The organism is Rhizobium sp. ERR 942, assembly GCF_007828395.1.
In the GTDB taxonomy this organism is placed as follows: domain Bacteria; phylum Pseudomonadota; class Alphaproteobacteria; order Rhizobiales; family Rhizobiaceae; genus Rhizobium; species Rhizobium dioscoreae.
Map to the genome: position 1 here is coordinate 271,790 of NZ_VIUA01000006.1, position 26,647 is coordinate 298,436.

Annotated in this window: 23 protein-coding genes; 18 read left to right on the forward strand and 5 right to left on the reverse strand. The window is 61.4% G+C overall.

Annotation, left to right across the window (positions count from 1 at the left end; genetic code table 11):
* Position 1: 1 nt before the first annotated feature.
* Positions 2-928: a LysR family transcriptional regulator gene (locus FBZ97_RS24645; RefSeq protein WP_145322418.1), complete on the reverse strand. Its 927-nt coding sequence runs from the start codon at positions 926-928 to the stop codon at positions 2-4.
* 172 nt (positions 929-1,100) lie between these two features.
* Here FBZ97_RS24645 and FBZ97_RS24650 point away from each other — a divergent pair, with 172 nt between their 5' ends.
* The 8 genes from FBZ97_RS24650 to mmsB all read left to right on the forward strand — a co-directional run bounded on the left by FBZ97_RS24650 (position 1,101) and on the right by mmsB (position 9,447).
* Positions 1,101-2,309 (forward strand): ABC transporter substrate-binding protein, encoded by a 1,209-nt coding sequence (locus tag FBZ97_RS24650; protein WP_069611277.1) that lies wholly within the window; start codon positions 1,101-1,103, stop codon positions 2,307-2,309.
* A gap of 15 nt (positions 2,310-2,324) precedes the next feature.
* Positions 2,325-3,107 carry an ABC transporter ATP-binding protein gene (locus FBZ97_RS24655; protein ID WP_145322420.1) on the forward strand — a complete coding sequence of 261 codons (783 nt, stop codon included), beginning with the start codon at positions 2,325-2,327 and terminating at the stop codon, positions 3,105-3,107.
* A 2-nt stretch (positions 3,108-3,109) separates the two neighbouring features.
* Entirely contained in the window at positions 3,110-3,811 is a 702-nt protein-coding gene (locus tag FBZ97_RS24660) for an ABC transporter ATP-binding protein (protein WP_112724523.1), read from the forward strand.
* Positions 3,812-3,813: 2 nt separating this feature from the next.
* Positions 3,814-4,701, forward strand: coding sequence for a branched-chain amino acid ABC transporter permease (locus FBZ97_RS24665; RefSeq protein ID WP_113351224.1), 888 nt, complete (start codon positions 3,814-3,816; stop codon positions 4,699-4,701).
* 1 nt (position 4,702) lies between these two features.
* Positions 4,703-5,686 (forward strand): branched-chain amino acid ABC transporter permease, encoded by a 984-nt coding sequence (locus FBZ97_RS24670; RefSeq protein ID WP_145322422.1) that lies wholly within the window; start codon positions 4,703-4,705, stop codon positions 5,684-5,686.
* Positions 5,687-5,850: 164 nt separating this feature from the next.
* Positions 5,851-7,446, forward strand: a complete 1,596-nt coding sequence (locus FBZ97_RS24675; protein ID WP_145322424.1) for a GMC family oxidoreductase — start codon at positions 5,851-5,853, stop codon at positions 7,444-7,446.
* Between the two features lie 38 nt (positions 7,447-7,484).
* Positions 7,485-8,543: an enoyl-CoA hydratase/isomerase family protein gene (locus FBZ97_RS24680; RefSeq protein ID WP_145322426.1), complete on the forward strand. Its 1,059-nt coding sequence runs from the start codon at positions 7,485-7,487 to the stop codon at positions 8,541-8,543.
* Positions 8,544-8,565: 22 nt separating this feature from the next.
* Positions 8,566-9,447 carry a 3-hydroxyisobutyrate dehydrogenase gene (gene mmsB, locus FBZ97_RS24685; RefSeq protein WP_145322428.1) on the forward strand — a complete coding sequence of 294 codons (882 nt, stop codon included), beginning with the start codon at positions 8,566-8,568 and terminating at the stop codon, positions 9,445-9,447.
* A gap of 460 nt (positions 9,448-9,907) precedes the next feature.
* Here the strand turns inward: mmsB and FBZ97_RS24690 are convergent, their stop codons facing one another.
* Positions 9,908-11,977, reverse strand: coding sequence for an ATP-dependent helicase (locus FBZ97_RS24690; RefSeq protein ID WP_145322431.1), 2,070 nt, complete (start codon positions 11,975-11,977; stop codon positions 9,908-9,910).
* Positions 11,978-12,250: 273 nt separating this feature from the next.
* On the opposite strand from FBZ97_RS24690, the gene FBZ97_RS24695 reads away from it, so the two are divergent.
* A complete protein-coding gene (locus tag FBZ97_RS24695) occupies positions 12,251-13,126 on the forward strand; it encodes an SMP-30/gluconolactonase/LRE family protein (protein WP_145322433.1) in 876 nt (291 codons plus the stop codon).
* Between the two features lie 48 nt (positions 13,127-13,174).
* On the opposite strand, the gene secD is transcribed toward FBZ97_RS24695, so the two are convergent.
* The 3 genes from secD to FBZ97_RS24710 form a co-directional block, all read right to left on the reverse strand.
* The gene (secD, locus tag FBZ97_RS24700; protein WP_145322435.1) at positions 13,175-15,730 is read right to left on the reverse strand and encodes a protein translocase subunit SecD; all 2,556 of its coding nucleotides are present in this window, start codon (positions 15,728-15,730) and stop codon (positions 13,175-13,177) included.
* 93 nt (positions 15,731-15,823) lie between these two features.
* Positions 15,824-16,243: a hypothetical protein gene (locus FBZ97_RS24705; RefSeq protein ID WP_145322437.1), complete on the reverse strand. Its 420-nt coding sequence runs from the start codon at positions 16,241-16,243 to the stop codon at positions 15,824-15,826.
* Positions 16,244-16,380: 137 nt separating this feature from the next.
* Positions 16,381-17,901, reverse strand: coding sequence for a glycosyltransferase family 39 protein (locus FBZ97_RS24710; protein WP_145322439.1), 1,521 nt, complete (start codon positions 17,899-17,901; stop codon positions 16,381-16,383).
* A gap of 718 nt (positions 17,902-18,619) precedes the next feature.
* On the opposite strand from FBZ97_RS24710, the gene FBZ97_RS24715 reads away from it, so the two are divergent.
* The 9 genes from FBZ97_RS24715 (at position 18,620) to cheD (ending at position 26,646) form a co-directional block, all read left to right on the forward strand.
* Complete coding sequence (locus FBZ97_RS24715; RefSeq protein ID WP_145322773.1) at positions 18,620-20,266, forward strand: globin-coupled sensor protein; 1,647 nt, start codon at positions 18,620-18,622, stop codon at positions 20,264-20,266.
* Between the two features lie 62 nt (positions 20,267-20,328).
* The gene (locus FBZ97_RS24720) at positions 20,329-20,625 is read left to right on the forward strand and encodes an STAS domain-containing protein (RefSeq protein WP_069611290.1); all 297 of its coding nucleotides are present in this window, start codon (positions 20,329-20,331) and stop codon (positions 20,623-20,625) included.
* A complete protein-coding gene (gene cheY1, locus FBZ97_RS24725) occupies positions 20,622-20,987 on the forward strand; it encodes a chemotaxis response regulator CheY1 (protein WP_004128526.1) in 366 nt (121 codons plus the stop codon). The genes FBZ97_RS24720 and cheY1 overlap by 4 nt, the downstream gene beginning before the upstream one ends.
* A 16-nt stretch (positions 20,988-21,003) precedes the next feature.
* Entirely contained in the window at positions 21,004-23,289 is a 2,286-nt protein-coding gene (locus FBZ97_RS24730; RefSeq protein ID WP_145322441.1) for a chemotaxis protein CheA, read from the forward strand.
* A gap of 4 nt (positions 23,290-23,293) precedes the next feature.
* Positions 23,294-23,761: a chemotaxis protein CheW gene (locus FBZ97_RS24735; RefSeq protein WP_113332068.1), complete on the forward strand. Its 468-nt coding sequence runs from the start codon at positions 23,294-23,296 to the stop codon at positions 23,759-23,761.
* Entirely contained in the window at positions 23,758-24,666 is a 909-nt protein-coding gene (locus FBZ97_RS24740; RefSeq protein WP_145322443.1) for a protein-glutamate O-methyltransferase, read from the forward strand. Before FBZ97_RS24735 ends, FBZ97_RS24740 begins: the two co-directional genes overlap by 4 nt.
* On the forward strand, positions 24,663-25,706 hold the full coding sequence (gene cheB / locus FBZ97_RS24745) for a protein-glutamate O-methylesterase CheB (RefSeq protein ID WP_113351213.1): 1,044 nt from the start codon (positions 24,663-24,665) through the stop codon (positions 25,704-25,706). The genes FBZ97_RS24740 and cheB overlap by 4 nt, the downstream gene beginning before the upstream one ends.
* Positions 25,706-26,095, forward strand: coding sequence for a response regulator (locus FBZ97_RS24750; protein ID WP_095433933.1), 390 nt, complete (start codon positions 25,706-25,708; stop codon positions 26,093-26,095). The genes cheB and FBZ97_RS24750 overlap by 1 nt, the downstream gene beginning before the upstream one ends.
* On the forward strand, positions 26,092-26,646 hold the full coding sequence (gene cheD / locus FBZ97_RS24755) for a chemoreceptor glutamine deamidase CheD (RefSeq protein ID WP_095433934.1): 555 nt from the start codon (positions 26,092-26,094) through the stop codon (positions 26,644-26,646). The genes FBZ97_RS24750 and cheD overlap by 4 nt, the downstream gene beginning before the upstream one ends.
* The last annotated feature ends 1 nt before the right edge of the window (position 26,647 follow it).

Here is a 26,647-nt window from a genome sequence, read left to right on the forward strand (position 1 = left end):
CTCAGTTCTCGTTACTTCTCCAAGGCCCCAGAAAGGCCGGTGCATTCCTGCGCACGGCGTCTGCCAGAAACTCGATGACGGTGCGCACGCGCGGGGACTGACGGAGATCGCGGTGGCAGGTGATCCAGTAGTGGCGCCTGAGATCCACCTCATGTGGTAGCACGACCTGCAGATCCGGATGTTTGCCGGCGATGAAGAACGGCAGTACGCACAGCCCCTGGCCATTCTTCGTCGCCGTCAACTGCGCAAAGATGCTCGAGCTCTGGAATTGCGGCCTGATGCGCGGATGGACGTCATCGAGATAGTCCAGGCCCGGCGCAAAGATCATATCCTCGATATAGCCGATGAAGGTGAAGTCAGGCAGATCGTCGCGGCTTTCGATCGGCGGATGGCGGGCAAGGTAATCGCGCGATCCGTAGACCTGCAGATGATAGTCTGTCAGTTTTTCGGTGAAGTAGGGTCCCGCCTTCGGCGGGTCGAGCACCACGACGATGTCGGCTTCCTTGCGCGAGAGCGACATGATCTGCTGGATGGTGATCAGCTCCAGCGAAATGTTCGGATGTTTCGCAGTGAATTCCGGCAGAACGCCGGTGAAGAAGAAATTGGAAAACCCCTCCGGCGCACTGATGCGGACCACGCCGCCTTGGGCTGCCGATCCCGTCGAAAGGTCGGTCCGCAGACGCTCGGTTTCCTGTTCCATTCTTTCGGCCGTGTCGACGAAGCGCTGCCCCATTCCGGTCAGCATGTAGCCGCGCGGATTGCGCTCGAAGAGCTTGACCTTCAAGGCGAATTCCAGCCGGTCGATACGGCGCGAGACCGTGGCATGGCTGGTACGTAGCTGTCTCGCCGCAGTCGAAAGTTGCCCCGTTCGCGCAACGGCGAGGAAGAACTGCAGATCGTCCCAGGTAAAATGCGGCGTGCGCTTCATGCCTCCCCCTCTGTTCAAAAATGAACAGACCTTGTTTGGAATTAGTTGCAATCGCGACTTGCGTCAACGCGCGAATTCCGTGATCTTGCCTATCGGGAAAAGCCGCTTTGAGGAAAGCGGCTGGCCAATTTTGAACAGATTCGTTTTTGCCAAATCTCTGGGAGGAGAGGATATGCGAAAGAGTCTTATTGCGTCCCTTGCATTTCTGCTTGCAGCCGGCACCGCGGCTTTCGCCGCCGGCCCGTCCGATGGTGTCGTCAAGATCGGCATTCTGAACGATCAGTCCGGAGTCTATGCGGATTTCGGCGGCAAGTCGTCGGTAGCGGCCGCCAAGATGGCCGCCGAGGATTTCGGCGGCAAAGTGCTGGGCGTGCCGATCGAGATCGTCGATGCCGATCACCAGAACAAGCCCGATATCGCTTCCAACATCGCCCGCCAATGGTATGACCAGGACAAGGTCGACGCCATCATGGAGCTGACGACCTCGTCGGTCGCGCTCGCCGTGCAGGCGGTCGCCAAGGAAAAGAAGAAGATCGATATCGTCACCGGCGCCGCGACCACCGATCTCACCGGCAAGCAGTGCTCGCCCTATGGCTTCCATTGGGCCTATGACACGCATGCTCTGGCCGTCGGTACCGGCGGCGCGCTCGTCAAGCAGGGTGGTGACACATGGTTCTTCCTGACGGCGGACTATGCTTTCGGCTACTCGCTCGAGCAGCAGACCAGCGATTTCGTCAAGGCAAGCGGCGGTAAGGTGCTTGGCTCCGTCCGCCATCCGCTGTCGACCAATGATTTCTCGTCTTTCCTGCTGCAGGCACAGTCGTCTGGCGCCAAGGTCATCGGCCTTGCCAATGCCGGCCTCGACACCTCGAATGCCATCAAGCAGGCCTCGGAATTCGGCATCACCCAGGGCGGCCAGCATCTGGCGGCACTGCTCTTCACGCTCGCCGAAGTGCACGGCCTCGGGCTGCAGGCGGCGCAAGGCCTGACGCTGACCGAAGGCTACTATTGGAACCTCGACGACAAGAGCCGCGAATTCGGCAAGCGCTTCTTTGCCCGCACCGGCAAGATGCCGAACATGATCCATGCCGGCACCTATTCCGCCGTGATGCAATATCTGAAGGCCGTGCAGAAGGCCGGCACGGATGATACCGACGCCGTTGCCAAGCAGCTGCATGAAATGCCTGTTGATGATTTCTTCGGCCGTGGTGGCACGGTCGGCGCCAACGGCCGCATGATCCACGACATGTATCTGCTTCAGGTCAAGAAGCCCGAAGAGAGCAAGGAGCCGTGGGATTACTTCAACGTGCTGGCGACGATCCCCGGTAAGGAAGCCTATATCGATCCCGCCAAAAGCGGCTGCGACCTCGTCAAGCAATAGGGCTTGGAACAGCTCATGGCGATGTCCGCGACACATCCGCATGAAGAGCCCCGGGTGGTCTTATCCGCCCGGGGACTGCGGCGCGATTTCGGCGGCTTCACCGCCGTCAAGAATGTCGATCTCGACGTATATCACGCGCAGGTCCACGCTCTGATCGGCCCGAACGGCGCCGGCAAGACGACGGTCTTCAACCTGCTCACCAAATTCCTGCAGCCGACGCATGGCACGATTACGCTGCTCGGCACCGATATCACCAAGACAAGACCTGATAAGGTCGCGCGCATGGGTCTCGTGCGCTCCTTCCAGATTTCCGCCGTCTTCCCGCATTTGACGGTGCTGGACAATGTTCGCGTCGCCTTGCAGCGGCCGAACAATCTTGCCCACCAGTTCTGGCGGCCGCTATCCGCTCTCGACAGCCTCAATGCCCGCGCCGAACAGCTCATCGCCTCTGTCGGTCTGTCGAAGGAGCGTGATGCCGTAGCAGCCGATCTTTCCTATGGCCGCAAGCGCGTGCTGGAGATCGCGACGACGCTCGCGCTCGACCCGAAGGTGCTGCTGCTCGACGAGCCGATGGCCGGTATGGGGCTTGAAGATGTGAATACGGTTTCGGCCATCATCCGCGATGTCGCACGCGACAGGGCTGTGCTCATGGTCGAGCACAATCTCTCGGTCGTTGCCGATATCTGCCATCATGTCACGGTGCTGCAGCGCGGCGAGATCCTGGCCCAAGGCGATTATGCGACGGTCAGCAAAGACCCGCGCGTCCGCGAAGCCTATATGGGCACGGAGGAGGCTTGACGATGGCGCCGCTTCTGGACGTTCAGGGCCTCAATGCCTGGTATGGTGAAAGTCACATCCTGCATGGCGTCGACATGCGTGTGGGCGAGGGGGAAACCGTCACCATCCTCGGCCGCAACGGCGTCGGCAAGACGACGACATTGCGCACCATCGTCGGCATCGTCCGCGCCCGCAAGGGCAGGATTACCTTTGCCGGCAAGGACATGATGCAGGTGCCGCTGCACAAGACGGCACATCAGGGTATCGGTTTCGTGCCGGAAGAGCGCGGCATCTTTTCCACGCTCAGCGTCTATGAAAACCTGATGCTGCCGCCGGTCGTGGCGGCAGGCGGCATGACGCTCGACGAGATCTTCGAGCTGTTTCCAAATCTGCATGAGCGGCGCAACAGCGTCGGCACAAGGCTTTCTGGCGGCGAGCAGCAGATGCTCGCCATGGCCCGCATCCTGCGCACCGGCGTCCGTATGCTGCTGCTTGACGAACCGACCGAGGGCCTTGCCCCGGTCATCGTTCAGCGCATCGGCGAAGTCCTGCAGAAGCTGAAAGGCCGTGGCATGACCATCTTGCTCGTCGAGCAGAATTTCCGCTTTGCCAGCCGCATCGCCGATCGCTTCTATGTGATGGATCACGGCCAGATGATCTCGGAATTCCCGGTCGGCGAGCTCTCCGAGCGCATGGATATGCTGCACAAGGTTCTGGGGGTCTGAGCATGACGACGATATTCGGCATCCCCGCCCAGGCTCTTCTCGGTCAATTGCTGATCGGGCTGATCAATGGCTCCTTCTATGCGTTGCTGAGCCTTGGTCTCGCGATCATCTTCGGCATGCTCAGGGTCATCAATTTCGCCCATGGCGCGCTCTATATGCTCGGGGCCTTCACCGCCTATCTGCTGCTTTCCTATGCCGGCATCGGCTATTGGCCGGCCCTCGTTTTGGCACCGCTGACCGTCGGCCTGTTTGGCGCGCTGGTGGAAAGGTTCTGCCTGCGCAGGCTCTACAGGGTCGACCCGCTCTATGGCCTGCTCTTCACCTTCGGCATGGCCCTGACCATAGAAGGAACCTTCCGCTATCTCTACGGCTCCTCCGGTCAACCCTATGCCGTACCGACGGAGCTGGCGGGCGCAAGAAATATCGGCTTCATGTTCCTGCCCGTCTATCGCGGCTGGGTGGTCATTGCCTCGCTGGTCGTCTGCATCGGCACTTGGCTGCTGATCGAAAAGACCAAGCTTGGCGCTTATCTGCGCGCCGCAACCGAGAATTCCACGCTCGTCCAGGTTTTCGGCGTCAACGTGCCGGTGCTCCTGACGCTGACCTATGGTTTCGGCGTCGCGCTTGCCGCCTTCGCCGGGGTGCTCGCAGCACCGATCTATCAGGTTTCGCCGCTGATGGGGTCGAACATGATCATCATCGTCTTCGCCGTCGTGGTCGTCGGCGGCATGGGCTCGATCATGGGGGCGATCGTGACAGGCTATATGCTTGGGATTGCCGAGGGCCTGACCAAGGTCTTCTATCCGGAAGCTTCCAACATCGTCATCTTTGTCATCATGGCAATCGTGCTGCTTCTGAGGCCCGCGGGTCTCTTCGGTCGGGAGGCGTGATATGGCTGGATTGATCAGCTTGAGCTCCAAGGAGCGTCCGAAGCTTTCGGTGCAGAAGCTGTTGCTGATCCTCGGCCTCGTTGGCCTGATCTGGGCGCCGTTCTTCATCTACCCGATCTTCGTCATGAAGGTGCTCTGCTTCGCGCTGTTCGCTTGCGCCTTCAATCTGCTGCTCGGCTATGCCGGTCTGCTCTCCTTCGGCCATGCCACCTTCTTCGGCGGGGCCGCTTATTTCACCGCCCATGCGGTGAAGGAGTGGGGGCTTCCGCCCGAACTCGGCATCCTGATCGGCGTCGCCGGTGCGTCGCTGCTCGGCCTCGTCATGGGCTTCGTCGCCATCCGCAGGCAGGGCATCTATTTCGCCATGATCACGCTGGCGCTCTCCTACATGTTCTATTTCTTCTGCCTGCAGGCGGTATTTACCCATGGCGAGGATGGCATTCAGTCGGTGCCGCGCGGCTACCTCCTAGGCGTCCTCGATCTCAACAACTCCTTCAACATGTATTATTTCGTCCTCGCGATCTTCCTGATCGGCGTGCTGATCATCTGGCGTTTCATCAATTCGCCCTTCGGCATGATCCTGAAATCGATCCGCGAGAACGAGCAGCGGGCGATTTCGCTTGGCTATTCCGTCGCGCATTATAAGCTCGGCGCCTTCGTCATGTCGGCGGCACTTGCGGGGCTGGCCGGAGCGGTCAAGGCACTGGTCTTCCAGTTTGCGACGTTGACGGACGTCGCCTGGCAGATGTCCGGCGAAGTCATTCTCATGACCTTGCTTGGCGGCATCGGCACGTTGATCGGCCCGATTTTTGGCGCGGGGTTCGTGGCGACGCTGGAAAACTATCTCGCGACTTCGGAATTCCCCGTCACCATCATCACCGGCATCGTTTTCATGGTGTGCGTTTTGCTCTTTCGCCGCGGGGTTGTCGGTGAATTCTATGCCTCACGGCTGGGACGGAAGCTGGGGTTTGAGTATCGGCGGTAATGATCAAACCTATGCGTACTTGTTGTGCACCCCCTCACCCCAGCCCTCTCCCCGAGGGGAGAGGGAGGAACGGTCTTTGACGATCATCGGATACGGGGCCGAGGCAAATGCCGAAATAGTCCCCTCTCCCCCTCGGGAGAGGGTTAGGGTGAGGGGGCATACCAATGGACCGCTTTGACTACATCATCATCGGCGCCGGCAGTGCCGGATGCGTGCTGGCCAACCGGCTTTCGGCCGATCGCAACAACAGGGTGCTGCTACTGGAAGCCGGCGGCAATGACAATTACCACTGGATTCATATCCCGGTTGGCTATCTCTATTGCATCAACAATCCCCGCACCGACTGGTGTTTCACCACGTCACCCGAAGCAGGTCTCAACGGTCGATCGCTGAACTATCCGCGTGGCAAGGTGCTCGGCGGCTGCTCCTCCATCAACGGCATGATCTACATGCGCGGCCAGTCGCGCGACTACGATCTCTGGCGCCAACTCGGCTGCGCCGGCTGGGGTTGGGACGACGTATTGCCCTATTTCATCAAGTCCGAGGATCATTATCGCGGCAAGGATGAGATGCATGGCGCCGGCGGCGAATGGCGGGTCGAGAAGGCCCGCGTGCGCTGGGCCGTGCTCGACGCCTTCCAGGCCGCGGCCAAGGAGGCCGGTATCCCCGAGACGGCGGATTTCAATCGCGGCAACAACGAAGGCTCCGGTTATTTCGACGTCAACCAGCGCTCCGGCATCCGCTGGAACACGACGAAAGCCTTCCTGCGGCCGGCCATGAAGCGCGGCAATCTCACCGTCTATACCAAGGCGCAGGTCCGCCGCCTGATCGTCGAGGGCGATGCCGTGACCGGCGTCGAGTTCCAGCATGATGGCGTGGCAAAGCGCGCCTATGCGAACAAGGAGACGGTACTATCGGCCGGTTCCATCGGATCGCCGCACATTCTTGAGCTGTCAGGCATCGGCAACGGCGAGGTGCTGAGCAAAGCCGGTATCGACGTCGTCCGCGAGGTCCGGTCCGTCGGCGAGAACCTGCAGGATCATCTGCAGCTGCGCCTTGCCTACAAGGTGACCGGCGTGCCCACGTTGAACGAGAAGGCGACGAAGCTGATCGGCAAGGCTGCGATCGGCCTCGAATATCTGGTTCGCCGTTCAGGCCCTATGGCAATGGCGCCAAGCCAGCTCGGCATCTTCACCCGCTCGGGGCCGGACAAGGAAACGCCGGATCTGCAATACCATGTGCAGCCGGTCTCGCTCGACAAGTTCGGCGATCCTGTCCACCCTTTTCCAGCCATCACCGCCAGCGTCTGCAATCTGCGACCTGAGAGCCGCGGCTCGGTGCATGTGCGCAGCCCCGATTTCGCCCTGCAGCCGGCCATCAGCCCGAATTATCTTTCGGCGGCACGTGACCGGGAGATCGCCGTACGCTCCATTCGCCTGACGCGGCGGATTGTGGCGCAGCCTTCCTTTGCACGGTTCAGGCCGGAGGAATTCAAGCCCGGACCGACCTATGAGACGGATGCCGATCTGGAACGCGCCGCCGGCGATATCGGCACGACGATTTTCCATCCGGTCGGCACATGCCGCATGGGCGGTGACGCGCAAAGCGTCGTTGATCCGCGCCTGCGGCTCAGGGCATTGGCAAGGCTGCGCATCGCCGATGCGTCTGTCATGCCGTCGATCACGTCTGGTAACACCAATTCGCCAACCATCATGATCGCCGAAAAGGCAGCCGAGATGATCCTTGCCGACAATAGATGAATCCCTGAGGATCGATGGCAGCAGGACAGGAGATTTGCATGGATAGCACGGACGAAGTCATCATCGAACGGCGCGGGTCGGCCGGCATCATCAGGCTCAACCGGCCGAAGGCGTTGAATAGCTTGACATTGCCGATGGTGCGGGTCATCGCTCCAGCACTGGAGGATTTCGCCGCCGATCCGGCTATTGCGAGCGTCATCGTTTTGGGCGAGGGGGAGCGCGGCTTCTGCGCCGGCGGCGATATCCGGCTGCTGCATCAGAGCGGCAAGGACGGCTCCGATGAAGCGGAAACCTTCTGGCGCGAGGAATTCCTGCTCAACCACGCCATCTCGCGCTATCCCAAACCTTATGTGGTGCTGATGGATGGCATCACCATGGGCGGCGGCGTCGGACTTTCGGCGCATGGTAGCCATCGCGTCGTCACCGAGCGTACGCGCCTCGCCATGCCCGAAACCGGCATCGGCTATTTCCCGGATGTCGGCGCCACCTGGCTGCTGCCGCAGGCACCGGGGGAAGCCGGCACCTGGATGGGCCTAACAGGCCTGACCATCGGCGCCGCCGATGTCATCCATGCCGGCTTTGCCGATCACTGTGTGGTATCGTCGCAACTGCCGGCTCTGGTCGATGCGATTGCGGCATTGTCTACCTCGGCCACGGCAGCAGACGTGCATGCGCTGATCCGGACGATGGCGGTAGACGCCGGCGAAAGCCGGCTTGCCGCAAATCGGGATGTGATCGACCGGGCGTTTTCGGCAAACACGGTCGAGGAGATTCTGAAGGCCTTGGCCGGTGAGCCCGGAGAGTTTGCCGCTGAAGCTGCCGGCGTCATCGCCAGCCGCTCGCCGACTAGCCTGAAGCTGACCTTGCGGCTTCTCAGGGCAGGGCGAACGAGCGCCGATCTTGCCGAATGCCTCAATCGTGAACTCGGCGCCTGCAAGGGCATATTGTATAATCACGATTTCTACGAAGGCGTGCGTGCTGCCGTCATCGACAAGGACCGCAATCCGAAATGGTCGCCGGCGAGCCTTGCCGAAGTGCCAGCGGATGTCATCGACCGCTTCTTCATACCGGCGCAGCCACCGCTTTTCGCAAAATAACCGATCATGGGAGGAAAACATCATGACACGGATCGCCTTCATCGGCCTCGGCAATATGGGAGGCCCGATGGCCGCCAATCTCGTCAAGGCCGGCCACGCCGTCACAGGATTCGATCTTTCGCATGATGTGCTGAAGGCAGCCGAAGCATCGGGGGTAAAGCCTGCCAGCGTGCTCACCGAAGCCCTGGCGGATGCAGAGGTGGTCGTGACCATGCTGCCGAAGGGCCAGCATGTCCTCACCGTCTGGACCGACGTGCTGCGCTCCGTGCCTAAGGGGACCCTGTTGATCGACAGCTCCACCATCGATGTCGATAGCGCCCGCAAGGCGCATGCGATGGCCGGTGATGCTGGTTGCCTCTCGCTCGATGCGCCCGTTTCCGGCGGCACAGGCGGCGCCGCAGCGGGAACGCTGACTTTCATGGCGGGCGGCTCGACGGAGAGCTTTGCTGCTGCCAAGCCGTTGCTCGAGGTGATGGGCAAGAAGATCGTCCATTGCGGCGATGCCGGCGCCGGCCAGGCGGCGAAGATCTGCAACAACATGATCCTCGGTATCTCGATGATCGGCGTCTGCGAGGCCTTCGTGCTTGGCGAAAAGCTCGGCCTCTCGCATCAGGCTCTCTTCGATGTCGCCTCGACTTCCTCTGGTCAGTGCTGGTCGATCAATACTTATTGCCCGGTGCCCGGTCCTGTGCCGACTTCACCGGCCAACAATGATTACAAGCCCGGCTTTGCGGCGGCGTTGATGCTCAAGGATCTACGGCTATCTCAGGAAGCGGCACTCTCCAACGGCGCGTCAACACCGCTGGGCGCAGAGGCGGCGCAGCTCTACGCGCTCTTCGAAAAGCTCGGCAATGGCGGGCGCGATTTTTCGGCAATCATCGAGATGTTTCGCGAGGCGAAGTAAAGATGACTCGCGACAATCGAGTGAGTTGAAATCTCGGATTGCCCCTCACCCCAGCCCTCTCCCCGCAGGCGGCAGGGGTATCGCATATGAGCGGAGATCGCCGCTGTCCCCCTTCTCCCCAGCGGGGAGAAGGTGCCGCCAGGCGGATGAGGGGGTGCCCACCAACACCACAAAAATCCATGAATTCAAATCGATAACCCCCTCATCCGACCCTTCGGGCCACCTTCTCCCCAAGGGGAGAAGGAGCTTATGGTGCTCATCCGCCTCCATATGCGATAGCCCTGCCGCAGGCGGGGAGAGGGGGATTGGTGCCCCAAGCGGCTCCACTTTGAGGAGAGGCCTACCGCTTGATGAGGTCGTCCCCTCGCCCCGCTTGCGGGGAGAGGGCTAGGGTGAGGGGCCACGCACAAAGAGGCGGCATCACAAAACATGCCTGACCTGCTGCTCACAACCGCCAAACTCACCGCCACATGCCCCGCATCCGCGCCCCCACATCGACGCGTACCTCTCGCGCCCGGATCGCGGCGGCACTTTCGGCCCGTGCCTGCGGCCAGCCGCAAACCTCGAAGAACTGCAGCAAGGTCGCGGGAATGAAACGTGTGCGCGAGGCAAAGACATGCTTGTCGCCCTGCGCATGCTGGCCGTGCACGAAGAAGCGCTGCGGAATGACGAGGTCGAGATTGTCCTTCGCCCTGGTCATAGCGACGTAGAGCAGCCGCCGTTCCTCCTCGATCTCGGCCGATGATCCGACCGCGAGATCGGCGGGGATGCAGCCGTCGACGGCGTTGAGGATGAAGACCTTCGTCCATTCCTGGCCCTTGGCGGAATGGATAGTCGACAGGATCAGGTAGTCCTCGTCCAGCAGCGGCACGCCGGCCTGATCGCTCGTGGCGTCAGGTGGATCAAGCGTCAATTCCGTGAGGAAGCGCTCGCGCGAGCCGTAGCCCGCGGCGATCTGTTCGAGCTGGACGAGATCCGCCTGGCGGGTCGCGGCATCCTCATGCGCGCGTTCCAGATGCGGCTCGTACCATTGGCGAACCAGGCCGATTTCCCCCGGCCAGCCGGCCTTGCCGCTTTTGACCTCCCGCATCGTCTCGACAAAGGCGGTCCAGTCGTCGCCCGTGCGCGGCGGTGGCGGCAGTTCGGTGAGTGCGGTAATCGGGCTTGCCTCTTCGCCGATCTGGTCGAGCACGCGCTGCGCCGTGGAGGGGCCGACGCCGGGCAAGAGCTGCATCAGGCGGAAGCCGGCGACGCGATCGCGCGGGTTCTGGGCGAAGCGAAGCGCCGCCAGCATATCCTTGACATGAGCGCTATCGAGGAACTTCAGCCCACCGAACTTGACGAAGGGAATGTTGCGCCGGGTGAGTTCCACTTCCAGCGGGCCGCTATGGCTGGAGGTGCGGAATAGCACTGCCTGTTGCTTCAGCCTTACGCCGCCCTCACGATTTTCCAGTATCTGATCGGCGATGTAGCGCGCCTGATCGGCCTCGTCGCGCACCGTCACCAGCCGCGGCCGTTCCGTGCTTTGCCGTTCGGTGCGCAGGTTCTTGGTGAAGCGCTCCGAGGCGAGATCGATTACAGCGTTGGCGGCAGCAAGGATCGGCTGCGTCGAACGGTAGTTGCGGTCGAGCGTCACGATATCGGCCGAGGGCGTGAAGGCTTTCGGGAAGTCGAGAATGTTGCGCACGGTCGCGGCGCGGAAGGAATAGATTGACTGCGCATCGTCGCCGACGACGGTCAGTCCGCGGCCATCGGGCTTGAGAGCCAGCAGAATGGAGGACTGCAGCCGGTTGGTGTCCTGATATTCGTCGACAAGCACATGGTCGAAGCGGCTGCCGATATCCTCGGCGATCAGCGGCTCTTGCAGCATATGCGCCCAATAGAGCAGCAAGTCGTCGTAATCGAGCACGTTCTGCGCCTGTTTCGCCTCGACATAAGAGGCGAAGAGATCACGCAGCTGCTGCTCCCACATGGCGCACCACGGGAAATAATCCCGCAGCACGCCGTCGAGCGGTGCTTCCGCATTGACGGAGCGTGAATAGATCGCAAGGCATGTCGCCTTCGTCGGGAAGCGGTTCTCCGTCTTCGAGAAGCCGAGATCATGGCGTGCAAGATTCATCAGGTCGGCGCTATCTTCCCGGTCGTGGATCGTGAAGGCCGGATCGATGCCGATCTGCTCGGCATAGTCCCTGAGCAGACGTGCGCCGATGCCGTGGAACGTGCCGCTCCATGCCAGCGCGTCGGCGTTAATGCCGGCATTCGCACCCAGCACCTCGCGGCAGATCCGCTCGACGCGACGGCCCATCTCGGCGGCAGCGCGGCGCGAAAAGGTCATCAGCAGGATGCGGCGCGGGTCCGCACCTCTAACGATTAGATGCGCGACGCGATGGGCAAGCGTATTCGTCTTGCCGGAGCCGGCCCCGGCGATGACGAGCAGCGGCCCGGCAATATGACCGTCGCCTGCCGTCGTGCCATGTTCCACCGCCAGCCGTTGCTCCGGGTTCAGCTTTTCCAGATAGGCGGCGGTCATCAACTCTCCTGAGTACCTCCGGCAGCAGGCGGAGCGCGGCATGCGGCGAATCGCAAGCGCGAAAATATAGGGACGTTCTATGGATGTTCCGAATCGCCAAAGCCTGTCAAGATGAACAGGGCCTGCACGCGGATGTGACCTCCGGCGCAAGAATCTTATCCGGATTTGCACTCGTCCGGCTCGAAAAGGATCTTCTTCGTGCTTATGTATCATTCCGGCGCAGCATTTTGAGTTTTTGGGGCTTCGTAATGCGTAGAATGAAGGTTTCAAAACATGAACGAAACGATTGCCACCGGGCTGCGTCTGCCTAGCGGCCTCGTGGCTTTGCCGGACGGCCGCCTGGCGGTCGTGGAAATGGATGCCAGTCGCCGCTGTCTGAAACTTTTCGACGCAAGCGGCGTACCGCAGGAACTTTGCCGGGTCGGCGGCCGGCCGATGGGGATTGCGGTCGATGGCGACGGATGTTTCTGGGTAGCCAACGGCCCGGAGAATTCCCTTGTCAGATTATCGGCGCAAGGCCGCGTCCTGCAAGTCATCGAGGGTAGCGCGGATGGTCCGTTTCTGCATCCGAATGCACTCGCTTTCGGACCCGACGGCCTGCTTTATATGACTGATTCCGGCATCCGTCTTGCCAATCTTCTCGAAGGCGGCCACATCCATCCCGATTTCTTCAAGGCGGCTTACAATGGCTGCGTCTATCAGATCGATCCGGCTGAGGGACGGGTCATCCGTGTCCTCGCAGCCGGTCTGCTCTTTGCGAGCGGCATTGCCTTCGATGCCGATGGATTGCTCTATTATAGTGAAACACTGACTGGAAAAATCTATCGGCAGGTCGTTGGCGGCAGGCAGGAAATGTTTGTCCAGTCGATGACATCGCCCGCCGTGAACGCGCTGCGCGGGCCGGCCGGCCTCGCCTTTGATCGCAGTGGCATGCTTTACTGCGCCATGTACGGCCTGGGTGAAATTTCCATGGTGGACGCCGAGGGAAAAATGGCCGGTCATATCCGCACGGACGGCGCGCGCCCAGCTAATATTGCTTTTACCGTCGACGGCAAACATCTGCTCGTCAGCGAACAGGAAAACGGTGTCGTGGAAAAGATTACGGCGCCGCGTCCGGGCTTGCCTTTGCATATGCCGCCGATTTCGTAGGGCGGTGGAGGACATGCCCGGAAGGCGGGCATGTCCTCGTTTCATTTATTATGCCGCAGGAATCTGCTTGTTGTCCTTACCGGACTTGCCGTCTGTCGATGCCGTCTCATTGGCAACCGGCTTGGCATGACGGCGGCGCCAGTCGCCGAGGAACAGCAGGATCGGCGCCGCGATGAAGACCGACGAGGCGCCGGCAACGAGGATGCCGAACACCATCGGGATCGCGAAGCTGGAGACGGCGCTGCCGCCCCAGATTGCCATCGGCACCAGCGCCAGGAAGGCGGTGGCGTTGGTATAGAGGCTTCGCGCCAGGGTCTCGTTGATCGATTTGTCGATGATGTCGCGCAGTGGCATCGACTTGTAAAGCCGCATGTTTTCACGCATGCGGTCATAGACCACGACCTTGTCGTTCACCGAATATCCCACAAGCGTCAGGATCGCGGCGATGGCTGTCAGGTTGAAATCGAGGCCGGTGATCGCGAAGAAGCCGATCGCCTTGGTGACGTCGAGCACCAGCGTCACGATGGCGCCGACCGCGAACGGCCATTCGAAGCGATACCAGATGTAGAACAGCATCGCCAGGCTGGCGATCACGACCGACAGGATTCCGGCCCAGGCAAGCTCGCCCGAAACCTTCGGACCGATGACATCGGTGCCTTCGATGGTCGCGCTCGGGTCGATCTTGACGATTTCGGCTTTGAGCTTGGTCACTGCCGCCGTCTGCGCCTCTTCGCCGCCGTCCTGGCGCTGGGCGCGGACAAGAAGGCTGTTATTGTCGCCGAAGGACTGCAGTGCGATTTCGCCGAGGCCGAGCGTGTTCAGGCCCTCGCGGAATGTCGCCAGATCGGCCGCGTCCTTGGTCTTGACCGACATCTGGATGCCGCCGCGGAAATCGACGCCGTAGTTGAGGCCCGGATGGATGAACAGGACCACCGAGGCAAGCGACAGGATCGCCGAGACGGTGACGCCGAAGAAGCGGGCCTTCATGAACTGGATGTGCTTATCATAGGGGCTGAAGGGGATCAGCGGCCTGATGTTAATCACCTTCAGCTTGCGGCGACGGGTGATGGCGATCATCACGACACGCACGAAGGCGACGGAGGTGAACATCGAGATGATGAGGCCGAGACCCATGGTCACGGCAAAGCCGCGGACAGGCCCGGAGCCGAAGTAGAACAGGATGGCGGCGGCGATCAGCGCCGTCATGTTGCCGTCGATGATCGTCGAATAGGCCTTCTTGAAGCCGTTATCGATGGCGGCAAAGGCGCCGCGGCCCTTGCGGGTTTCTTCGCGGATGCGCTCGTTGATGAGAACGTTGGCATCAACCGCGAGGCCGATACCAAGGACGACGCCGGCGATGCCGGGCAGCGTCAGCGTGGCGCCGACAAGCGTCAGGGCCGAGAAGGTCAGGACTGTGTGGATGAGCAGGGCAACATTCGCCAGAATCCCCCAGGCGCCATAGAGCACGAAGATGAAGGCGGCAACCAGAACGAAGCCGACCAGGCCGCTATAGATGCCCTTCTGGATCGCGTCGCTACCAAGGTCGGCGCCGACGGTGCGCTCCTCGATGACGGTGAGCTTGGCCGGCAGGGCACCGGCGCGCAGCAAGGCTGCAAGCGTGGTGGCGCTGTCTGCGGTGAAGTTGCCGGAGATCTGGCCCGAGCCGCCGGTGATCGGCTCGCGGATATTAGGCGCACTCAGAACCTTGTTGTCGAGGACGATGGCGAAGGGCTTGCCGACATTTTCGCGAGTGATTTCGGCAAACCGGTTGGCGCCGGCGCTGTCGAAGCGGAAGGTGACGAGCGGCTCGTGCGTGTTCGGATCGAAGCTGACGCGGGCATCCGTCAGGCGGTCGCCGGACAGTTCGATGCGGTCGAGAACCGGATAGCTGTTGCCCTGCTCGTCCTTCATGATGGTGACGCCGGGGCCGGGATTGTTCGGGTCGACGTTATCGGCCAGCAGATGGAAGGACATCTTCGCGGTCGAGCCGAGAAGCTCGCGCAGGTGCGACGGATCCTGTGCGCCGGGAAGCTGGACGAGAACGCGGTTCGGACCGACGCGCTGAATGGTTGGCTCGGCAACGCCCACCTGGTCGACGCGCTTGCGGATAACTTCAAGGCTCTGCTGAACGGCGGAATCGACGTTGGCCGAAATACCGGCCGGCGAGAAGGACATCGCGATCGTCGCGCCATTCGGCTTGATGTTGAGATCGGACTGGCCGGCCGAGAGGCCCGACGTGATCGTATTGGCCAGCGTCTGCAGCTGCGTCACGGCATCGCTGCTCTGCGAGGCGTCGCTGAGCGTCACGACGATCTGGTCGCCATTGCGGACGATCGAGCGGGTCTGGATGTTCTTGTCGCGCAGCACGCGGCGCGCGTCCTGCTGCAGCGATTGCAGCCGGCCGTTCGTCAGGTCCTTCTCATCGACTTCGAGAACGAGATAGGAGCCGCCGCGAAGGTCGAGGCCGAGCGAAACCTGGCTATGAGGCAGCCAGGATGGGATCTTGCTAAGAACCGACGGCGGTAGCGCATTCGGCAGTGCGATCAGAAAGCCAATGACGATGATCACCGTATAGAGTGCCACGAGCCATGGTGAGGTACGCATGGGTATTATCCTTGAAAATAGGCTTATGCCGACGGTCTGGCCGCAGGCGGACTTGAGGTCGTGTCGGAAATTCAGCGCGTCTGCGCCAAACGCTTAGGCGAGCGCGCCTGGAGGCGCACGTGCGAGATAGGCGCGAAACGCCAGGGATTCGAACCGTGCGGCATCATCCGGGCGGTACGATTGCCACGAGGTTGCCGGATATCCGAGGGTAGGGAGGGCAGCAAGCGTTGCAGGCCCTATATCGTGCCATGTGGCCTTCGGCGTCACCAGCCGATCGGCAACGACGATTCCGCGGACGGGGTCACGCAGGGATAGATAGAGAGGCTGGGTGTCTTTGCCCGAGGAGAGCGCGTCCGCATCGGCGCGCGCGGCAAGGTTGATGCCACCGCCAAGCGCCAATCCGATATAGGCGAAGAATGCGACGAACAGCGAGGCGATCACGCGCGCTCCGGCGCGGTGCGTCCTGTCGTCTCTATCTTCGCTGTCGGCGGCGCCGAATTCAAGCGGGCTCAACGATCCAAAATGCCTTCATTCCTTTGCCGGAGCGAACTCCAGCGGTTCGGTCATGATAACAGGACGCTTGGCGTCTTCCTAGTGTGGCCTGTCATGATGCAGTTGCACGAGCCGGTCAACAGTCCCGGCTCGATTTCTTAATTTTCCGTCGCACCCGCTGTCGACGATTTAGGCGCCAGGCAGGATGCCGGGACGCGATAGGCATAAAGCGTCTTGCCCTTCATCTCGCCATAGGGTGGCGACCAGCTCTTGATGAGTTCGGCCTGGCCTTCCGGGCAATCGATCGGATCGTTGTCGACGAACAAGACCGGACCGATCACGCTGGCCGGCAGGGAGAAATCCTGCTCGTAATAATTCGCGGGGAAGCCGCCGAAGTGGCGGGCATAGATGTGGAACGGCTTGCCTTTCAGCGTGTAGTAGAGATCGGCGAGGATATCGCGGTCCTGGGCAACGATTTCAGTCAGTTTCGCCTCCGTGGCGATATTGGCGATTTCTTCACTGATGACGCTGCGGCCGACATAGCGCTTCATGACGAGATCGCCGTTCGGCAGCTTGATGTCATAGGCAAACACCGTCAGCACCGGGATCACGAAGGCGACAACGGCGCCTATGATAAGCGAGGTGCTCAGCCCCTTTTTCGTCAGGCGATAGAGCAGCCAGACGGCGAGAATGGTGCCTGCGGCATAGGCCGAGACGGCCCAGTTGGCATAGGCCTTGGCGAGGAGGGCCTGCAGCGTGATCAGCGCCACGACAGGCACAGAGAGCCAGAACAGCAGCTTTTCCCGGTCGTCGCTCTGCCCGCGGATCAATCGCCACGTCGCCCACAAAAGCGCGTAGAAGACGACCGGGCCGACGACGCCGAACTGGGCACCGAAGAAGCTGAGCCCGTTGAGTATGTGCTTCAGCAGGGTGTTGCCGCCGCCGCTCTTGCTCCATTGGGCGATGTTTTCGGTGTGCTTTATGGTCGTCGCATCATGGGTGAGATTCCACCAGAGATTGGGGGAAACGACGATGGCCCCGATAATGGCGGCAATGGCAACGTCCCGCCAGGCGATACGCGCCGAACGCATCGTCAGCATGGCAATGCCGACACCGGGCATAAGGAAGAGCACCGAATATTTCGTCAGGAAGGCGATGCCGAGGCTGGCACCGAGGATGACAGCTTCCAGCACCGAGGAACGCCTGGTCAGCCCGATAAAAGCCCAGATGGCGATGGTTACGAACAGGATCTGGATCGTGTCCGTCGATACCAGCACGGCGGAAAGCGAGGCAGCCGGCAGCGTGATGAAGATGACGCCGACCCATGGCGCGATCTCGCGTCCGGTCTCGTCGTCGATCAGCCGCCGCGTCGTGCACATCAGCATCAGGGCGGTGGCAAGATGGAAGAGCGGCGCCGATATGCGGATCCAGAAGGTCGAATCCGAGCCGGAGATCGTATTGAAGAAGCGGATGACCCAGGCAATCATCGGCGGCTTGGAATAATAGCCGAAATCCAGATTCTGGCCCCAGAACCAATATTGTGCCTCATCGACGAAGAGGTCCGTCCTGTTGAGGAGCAACATGAGCACGCGCCAGAGCGTTACTCCGAAGATGATCGCAAGGGCGAGGCCCAGCGAAAGTTTCTGGGCATTTGTTCGGGAATGGGTCGTGTCGAGCATTAAAGGATGGGTCTCGGTGCCTGATCGTGAGGCTTAATACGGAACTATTGAGGCCAAAGCTAGCTCCTGCCATCCGCGGGAACTACAGCGCTCGCATCGTGTGGCCGCGAAGTGCCATATGTCCGATTTCGGATATCAGATGTCCGTTAAAGCTCCTAGAGAATGCGAGGGGTAGCTTTGCCGCGCGCCGCTTCGATGCGGGACAGAAGCATGAAGGCCGCAAGCGTCAAGCTGGCCATCAGCGAGGCGGTCAAACCAAGAACAATCATTGCTCTCTCCGTAGCGACATCGGAAGTGTCTATCCCTTGGGTAGTAAGGGATGAAGCTTGCTCGTGACTTGCGATCGATGTTCTTCCACGGCGACAAACTATATCTGAAAGTAATCGCTAATTTAGTATAGATCAGTAGGAGACATGCCTTCTTCCGTCATTAACCTTCGGGCAAGGAATTAACCATAAATATTGAGCCTGAACGTCGGAATGGGAAAATTGTGACTCGTTCTCAGCAGGCATGAAGCCGCCCCGTCGTACCGGGTCCGATCCGGTATCCATGTCATCAAACAGGTCCGCAATAGACTTTGATGAACGAGCGAGCTTCGGTGCCTCGATCACATGATCGACGGCTACGGCTGCCTTTCCTCGCCTCCTCATTGCGCCTGGCGCGGATCATCAGCGGTTTCGCCGGCGCTTGAATGCGCGGCAGTTCGGCAGGGACGACTTTGGCGCAGGATTCGCCGTCAGATCAGGCACGCAGGGCGCAGGCTGGCAGCCTTCGCGACCGTTTGCGTTTTGCTGGTCTCGATGCCGGGCAATGCGAAACCTTGCGCCGTCACCGGCCAATGCTCGAAGCGCATCTGAAAGCCGGCCTGCGCGATCTTTTCCACCGCTTTCAGGCCTATCCGGACGCCGCGCGCAATTTCACCAGTGAAAGCCAGCTCGAACGGCTCCAGGATTTGCAGTCGTCGCACTGGGACGTGCTGACGGATGCGCGTTTCGACAGCCTCTATGCCGAGCGCGTCAAGGTTCTGTCCGACAGCGAAAGCAAGATGGGTCTCGATCCGCGCTGGCATGTCGCAGGCCATGGTGTGATGCTGGAGCATCTTCTTGCCGGCCTGCTCGAAGACATGGGCGGCCGTACCATTCTTCCGGGAGCCAAGCGTCGTGCCCGTGAACTGAGCGAACTTGTCACAGCGATCGTTCGGCTCGTCATGGTCGATGTCGAGATTGCCGTATCGTTGCGGTTCAACGAATTGCGGGTCGGCCACCAGCGCGCGCTCGCGGAACAGCGGACGGCTGATTGCGCCGAGGCGGCCGCCATTATCGCCGATCTCGCCAATGGCCTTGCCGACCGCGATCTGACGACGCGCCTGCCGATGGATGGTCCCGAAGCCTATGCCGAGGTTGCGGAAGCCTTGAATGCGGCGCTGGCGGATATCCAGCAGCAGTTTTCAGTTCTATCCGGCGGCGTGCTGGCGGCTGAGACGACGGCCGAGGCCATCGCCCGTGCCTCGAAATCCCTGGCGGAAACCTCATCGGAGCAGTCGCAGGGCCTTGCGGCCTCCGCAAAGCAGCTTGCAGAGCTAGCCGATCAGGTGCGCGGCAATGCGGCCAACACCCGTTCTGCCGAGCGCGTGACGGCATCGACCCGCATCGCGGCGGAAGATAGCGGAAGGATCGTCGGTCAGGCTATATCGGCCATGGCCGATATCGAGACCTCGGCCGAAAAGATCGGCCAGATCATCGGCGTCATCGATGAGATTGCCTTCCAGACCAATCTTCTCGCACTCAATGCCGGCATCGAGGCAGCCCGCGCCGGCGACAGCGGCCGCGGCTTTGCCGTCGTCGCGCAGGAAGTTCGCGCGCTTGCCCAGCGTTCCGCCGATGCGGCCCGCGAGATCAAGGTGCTGGTGACGGGAACAAAGGCGCAGGTAGATGCGGGCGTCCAGATGGTCGGCCGCACCCAGGACGCGATCGGCAGCATTGTGCGCCAGGTGACGGATATCAACGAAGCCATTTCCGGAATTGCGGCTGCGAGCGACGAACAGGTCGCCGGCCTTCAGGCGCTGACATCGGATATCGGCGGCCACAGCGAGCGGGCGGCCGCCGCCGGCAGCAATGCCAGCCGCTCCGAGCAAGATGCCGATCACCTGCATACCGTCGTCGTCGAGCTCGGCCGAACCATCCGCGAGTTCCGCATCGAGCGCGAGCGGCGGCATGCCGTCGCTGGCGTGCCGGTCAGAGCCGCGCAGCAGCGACAGCTCCCCGCCCGCGAGGAATTCGGCGCTGCGCAGAATGACGAGGAGATGGCCGATTTCGGCTTCCCGCTTCGCAGGACCGCAGCGGGAGGCGATCGCAATGCCTATTGATCTTTCAGTTTCATGCATATGCGGGCCGACAGGCCTGATTTCAGACAACGGGGAATGACGCGATGCCGAGCAGGAAAGGCGAAAAGACAATCAGTCTGGCTGCGGTGCTGGACCTCAACGAGGCCTCCGCCCTTCGCGGCACGTTGATGGGGTTGCGCGGCAGCAATGTCGCGATCGATGCGTCCGGCGTCGAAAGGATCGGGACCTTGTGCGTGCAGGTCATCATGGCCGCCGCCAAGACCTGGGATGAGGACAAGCTCTCCTTCACCTTCTCCAAGGTGTCGGATGCATTTCAAAAAACGATGCAGGTGATCGGGGTGGATATCTCCCATCTGCTTGCCAAGGAGATCCGGCAATGAAGAAAAAAGTGCTGACCGTGGATGATTCACGGACCATTCGAAACATGCTTCTCGTGACCCTCAACAATGCGGGTTTCGAGACCATTCAGGCCGAAGACGGTGTCGAGGGCCTGGAAATCCTGGAAGAAGCCAATCCCGACGTCATCGTCACGGATATCAACATGCCGCGGCTCGACGGCTTCGGCTTCATCGAGGGCGTTCGCCGCAACGACAGATACCGCGCCGTTCCGATCCTCGTTCTGACGACCGAAAGCGATGCGGAAAAGAAGAACCGTGCCCGCCAGGCCGGCGCGACCGGCTGGATCGTCAAGCCGTTCGATCCCGCCAAGCTGATCGATGCCATCGAGCGCGTAACCGCCTAAACAGGATCCGCCCCTTATGGATATGAACGAAATCAAAGAGATTTTCTTCCAGGAGTGCGAAGAGCAGCTCGCTGAACTGGAATCCGGTCTCCTGAAGTTGAATGATGGCGACCGTGACCCGGAAACTGTCAATGCCGTATTCCGCGCCGTTCATTCCATCAAGGGTGGGGCAGGGGCCTTCGGTCTGGACGACCTGGTCGCATTCGCCCACGTCTTCGAGACCACACTCGATTGCGTTCGATCCAACAAGCTGGAGCCGACTCAGGATGTCCTGAAGGTCATGCTCAAGGCGGCCGACGTGCTGGCGGATCTCACCAACGCCGCCCGTGATGGCGGCAGTGTCGATCCGGCGCGCAGCCGCGGCCTCGTCAAGGAACTGGAAGCGCTGGCAAATGGCGATATTCCCGCGCCGTCGGCAGCGGCGGTTGCCGATGTTGCTTCGAAGCCCGTCGTGGCCGCGCCTGCGCCCACGGACGAAAGCGGTTTCCAGCCGATTCCCTTCAGCTTCGACGACGATTTCGGCAACGATGAGCCGGCCGTCGATGCCAGGCCGGAATATGAAGTCAATTTCAAGCCGCGGTCCGATCTCTACGCCAAGGGCAACGATGCGACGCTGCTGCTGCGCGATCTCTCGCGGCTCGGCGAGATGAATATCTTCTGCGATATGGATGCGCTGCCGGGTCTTATCGACCTCGATCCCGAAGGCGCCTATTTCAAATGGGCGATCTCCATCAAGACGGACAAGGGCGAAGACGCCATTCGCACCGTCTTCGAATTTGCTGAATGGGACTGCGATCTCGATGTCCAGCTGGTTGGAAGCGGCGGGTCTTCGAGCGGCGAAGAATTGCCGATGATACCGGTGCCCTTCGATCTCTCGATCCTCGATGACGGCGCCGCACCGGCTGCCGAAACCATAGAGGAGACATCCGCGCCGAGAAACGACGTCGCTGCCGCCGTGGCTGCTGCGGAAACCGCAAGCAACGTCACGCAGTTCGCCTCCGCTGCCGCACGCGTCGAGAAGAAGGAAGCCGCCCTTGCCGCCGCTGCCGCTTCCAACGCAGCCGCGGCGCAGAACAGTGCCGCCGCTGCCGCCGCCGGGCAGACCATCCGTGTCGATCTCGATCGCGTCGACCGCCTGATCAACCTTGTCGGCGAGCTTGTCATCAATCAGGCGATGCTCTCCCAGAGCGTCATCGAGAACGACAACAACGGCGCATCCTCCATCAACATGGGTCTCGAAGAGCTGCAGCAGCTCACCCGCGAGATTCAGGACAGCGTCATGGCGATCCGCGCCCAGCCGGTGAAGCCGGTCTTCCAGCGTATGTCGCGTATCGTCCGCGAAATCGCCGACATGACCGGCAAGTCGATCCGCCTGATCACCGAGGGCGAGAACACCGAAGTCGACAAGACCGTCATCGACAAGCTTGCCGAGCCGCTCACCCACATGATCCGCAATGCGGTCGACCATGGCGTCGAAACGCCGGAAAAACGCGCGGCACTCGGCAAGAACCCGGAAGGCACCGTTCGCCTGACGGCAAAGCATCGCTCCGGCCGCATCCTCATCGAGCTTGCCGACGATGGCGCCGGCATCAACCGGGAGAAAGTCCGCCAGAAGGCGATCGATAACGACCTGATCGCGGCCGATGCCAATCTTTCGGATGAGGAAGTCGACAACCTGATCTTCCTGCCGGGCTTCTCGACCGCCGACAAGATCTCCGACATCTCAGGCCGCGGCGTCGGCATGGACGTGGTCAAGCGCTCGATCCAGGCGCTCGGCGGCCGCATCAACATCAGCTCCAAGCCGGGGCAGGGTTCTGTCTTCACGATGAGCCTGCCGCTGACGCTCGCAGTCCTCGACGGCATGGTGGTCACCGTTGCCGGCCAGACGCTCGTCGTGCCGCTGACGGCGATCGTCGAAACGCTGCAGCCCGAAGCGTCCGCTATCCACTCCTTCGGTGCGAACCATCGCCTGATCTCGATCCGCAACAGCTTCTGCCCGCTGGTCGATGTCGGCCGTATCCTGAATTTCCGTGCCACGCAGGCCAATCCGGTCGAAGGCGTCGCGCTGCTGGTGGAATCGGAAGGCGGCGGTCAGCGCGCCCTCATGGTCGATGCCATTCAGGGCCAGCGCCAAGTCGTCATCAAGAGCCTCGAGGCCAACTACACGCATGTCCCGGGCATTGCGGCGGCAACCATCCTCGGCGATGGACGCGTGGCGCTGATCCTTGACGTCGATGCAGTGGTCGGCGCTTCGCGCGGCCAGTCGCTGAAGCCTGAAATGTCTTATGCGGCGGTGGGGTGAGTTGATGTCCTATGCCGTCAAGAGCCTGAGCCAGGGCAATCGCGAGCTGATCGCCTTCCGCATCGGCGACCAGGAATTCTGCGTCGACATCATGTCGGTTCGTGAAATCCGCGGCTGGACCCCGGCAACGGCCATGCCGCATGCGCCCGGTTACATGCTCGGCGTCATCAACCTGCGCGGCGCCGTGCTGCCGATCATCGATCTCTCCGCCCGGCTCGGCATGAAGCGTGCGGAACCGACGGCTCGGCATGTGATCATCGTCGCGCAAGTGAAGCGCAAGGTGGTCGGTCTTCTTGTTGACGCCGTATCTGACATTCTGACGATCACCGACGACAGCATCCAGCCAACGCCGGAAGTCTCCTCCGATCACGAGCGGCAGTTTGCCCGCGGCATCGTGGCGATCGACCGCCGCATGATCTGTCTGATCGAACTGGAAGCCCTGTTCCCTGAAAGCGAAAGCGAGGCTGCATGAGCGTGATGGGAGCAATGGATTTCAAGGCGTCTCCCGATGAGGTGCTGGCGAGCGGCGAATATCCGCTGACGCGCCGCGACCTCTCGGAAATCGCCGCCATGATCTATTCGGATGCGGGCATTTCTCTCAATGAGAGCAAGGCATCGCTCGTCTATTCCAGGCTGTCGAAGCATATCCGCGCGCTGGGGCTCTCCGGCTTCCGCGACTACTGCCAGCTGGTGTCTTCGCCTGCGGGAAGTGCGGCGCGTCGCGAGATGCTGTCGCATCTGACGACCAATTTCACCCGCTTCTTCCGCGAAAACCATCATTTCGATCATCTGCGCGACGAGGTTCTGCCGGGTCTCCTGGCGCGCGCCAAGGCTGGCGGCCGGGCGCGCATCTGGTCGGCCGCCTGTTCTGACGGGCAGGAGCCTTACTCGATCGCGCTGACGGTGCTTGCCTTGATGCCGAATGTCGCCGATTTCGATTTCAAGATCCTGGCAACGGATATCGACCCCAAGATCCTCGGGCTTGCCCGCGCTGGTGCCTATGACGAGTCTTCTCTCGAAACGGTTTCTCCGGCCATGCGCAAGCAGTGGTTCCAGGAAGTCAATGTCCAGGGCCGCCGCAAATTCCAGATCGACGATCGCGTCAAGCGGCTCATTACCTTCAACGAGCTGAACCTGCTCGGGCAATGGCCCTTCAAGGGCCTGTTCGACGTCATCTTCTGCCGCAACGTCGTCATCTACTTCGACGAGCCGACGCAGACGAAGATCTGGACGCGCTTTGCCGGCCAGCTGCAGGATGCCGGCCATCTCTATATCGGCCACTCCGAGCGGGTCGCCGGCGAGGCCAAGCACGTCTTCGACAATATCGGCATCACCACCTATCGCTATCTCGGCAAGACCGCGGGGAGGAAACCATGAATTCTCCTGCTCGTGTTCTCGTGGTCGATGACTCCCCGACGATGCGCGGCCTGATCACCGCCGTCCTGCGTGCCGATCCAGAGGTCGATGTCATCGGCCAGGCCGGCGATGCGATGGAAGCGCGCGCCGCCATCAAGGCGCTCAATCCGGATGTCGTCACGCTCGATATCGAGATGCCGAACATGAACGGCCTCGAATTCCTGGAAAAGATCATGACGCTCAGGCCCATGCCCGTCATCATGGTTTCCACGATGACCCATCGCGGCGCCGATGCGACGCTTGCCGCGCTCGAAATCGGTGCGTTCGATTGCGTCGGAAAGCCGTCCCCGGGCGAGCCGCATCCCTTCGGCGATCTGGCAGAGAAGGTAAAGGCGGCTGCCCGCTCTCAACGTCAATATGTGAAGCCCGCCGCCCAGCGCGCGCAGCCGCCGGCCGTCGCGGATTTCCGTGTGGGCCGCAAGATCGTCGCGATCGGTTCCTCCACCGGCGGCGTCGAGGCGCTGATCAACGTCTTGCAGAAGTTCCCGGTCAATTGTCCGCCGACGGTCATCACGCAGCATATGCCGCCGACCTTCACGCGCAGCTTCGCCGAGCGCCTGAATCGCCTCTGCGCCCCGGTCGTCCAGGAGGCGACCGATGGTGCGCGGCTCGAAATCGGCAAGATCTATCTGGCGCCGGGCGGCGAAAGGCACCTCAGGGTAGCCAATTCCGCGGCACCCCATTGCCGTCTGGTGGACGGCGGGCCGGTGAACGGCCATCGCCCTTCCGTCGACGTGCTCTTTGATTCGGTTGCCGAACTGGCCGGCCGCAATGCCGTCGGCGTGATCCTGACCGGCATGGGGCGCGACGGCGCTGCCGGTCTCCTCAAGATGCGCCATGCCGGCGCGCGTACCATTGGCCAGAACGAGAAGACCTGCGTGGTCTACGGCATGCCGAGGGTCGCCCACGAGCTTGGCGCAGTCGAACAGCAGTTTCCGCTGAACGCCATTGGCGAGGAAATTTTGAAAGCCACAGCCGCCCGAAAGGAAGGGAGCGAATAATGTCTCTAGCGGAGAAAATCAAAGTTCTGATCGTTGACGATCAGGTCACCAGCCGCCTGCTGCTGAGCGATGCGCTGACGCAGCTCGGATTCAAGCAGATCACGGCTGCCGGCGACGGTGAGCAGGGGATGAAGATCATGCAGCAGCAGCCGCATCATCTCGTCATCTCCGATTTCAACATGCCGAAGATGGACGGGCTCGGCCTCCTGCAGGCGGTGCGCACCAACCCGACGACCAAGAAGGCGGCCTTCATCATCCTGACGGCGCAGGGCGACCGTGCGCTGGTTCAGAAGGCGGCGCAGCTCGGTGCCAACAACGTGCTCGCCAAGCCCTTTACCATCGAAAAGATGAAAGCTGCCATCGAGGCCGTCTTCGGAGCTCTAAAATGATCGTCGAAGGTGCTGCCCGCCGCGTGCATATTATTCAGGGCGAGTACAAGGTCATCAGCGATCCCGAAGTGGTACTGACGACCATTCTCGGCTCTTGCGTGGCGGCTTGCCTGCGCGATCCCATCGCTGGCGTTGGCGGGATGAACCATTTCCTTCTTCCGGGAATGGCGAACTCGCCGATGAGCGGCGGCGATGCGACGCGTTACGGCGTGCACCTGATGGAACTTCTGATCAACGGCCTCCTGAAGAAGGGCGCAAGGCGTGACCGGCTCGAGGCGAAAGTTTTCGGCGGCGCCAAGACGATCGCGACCTTCTCCAATGTCGGCGAGCAGAACGCGGTCTTTGCCATGCAATTTCTGAAAGACGAAGGCATCCCGGTCGTCAGCTCCAGCACGGGCGGCGAACACGGGCGCAAGATCGAATATTGGCCAATCTCCGGAAGGGCCAGGCAATATCCGCTGACCGGCGCCGAGACGCAGAAGACCGTGGCGCTGGAGCAGCGTCCGGTCATTGCTCCGAAGCCGGTCGACAACACGATCGAATTTTTCTGAT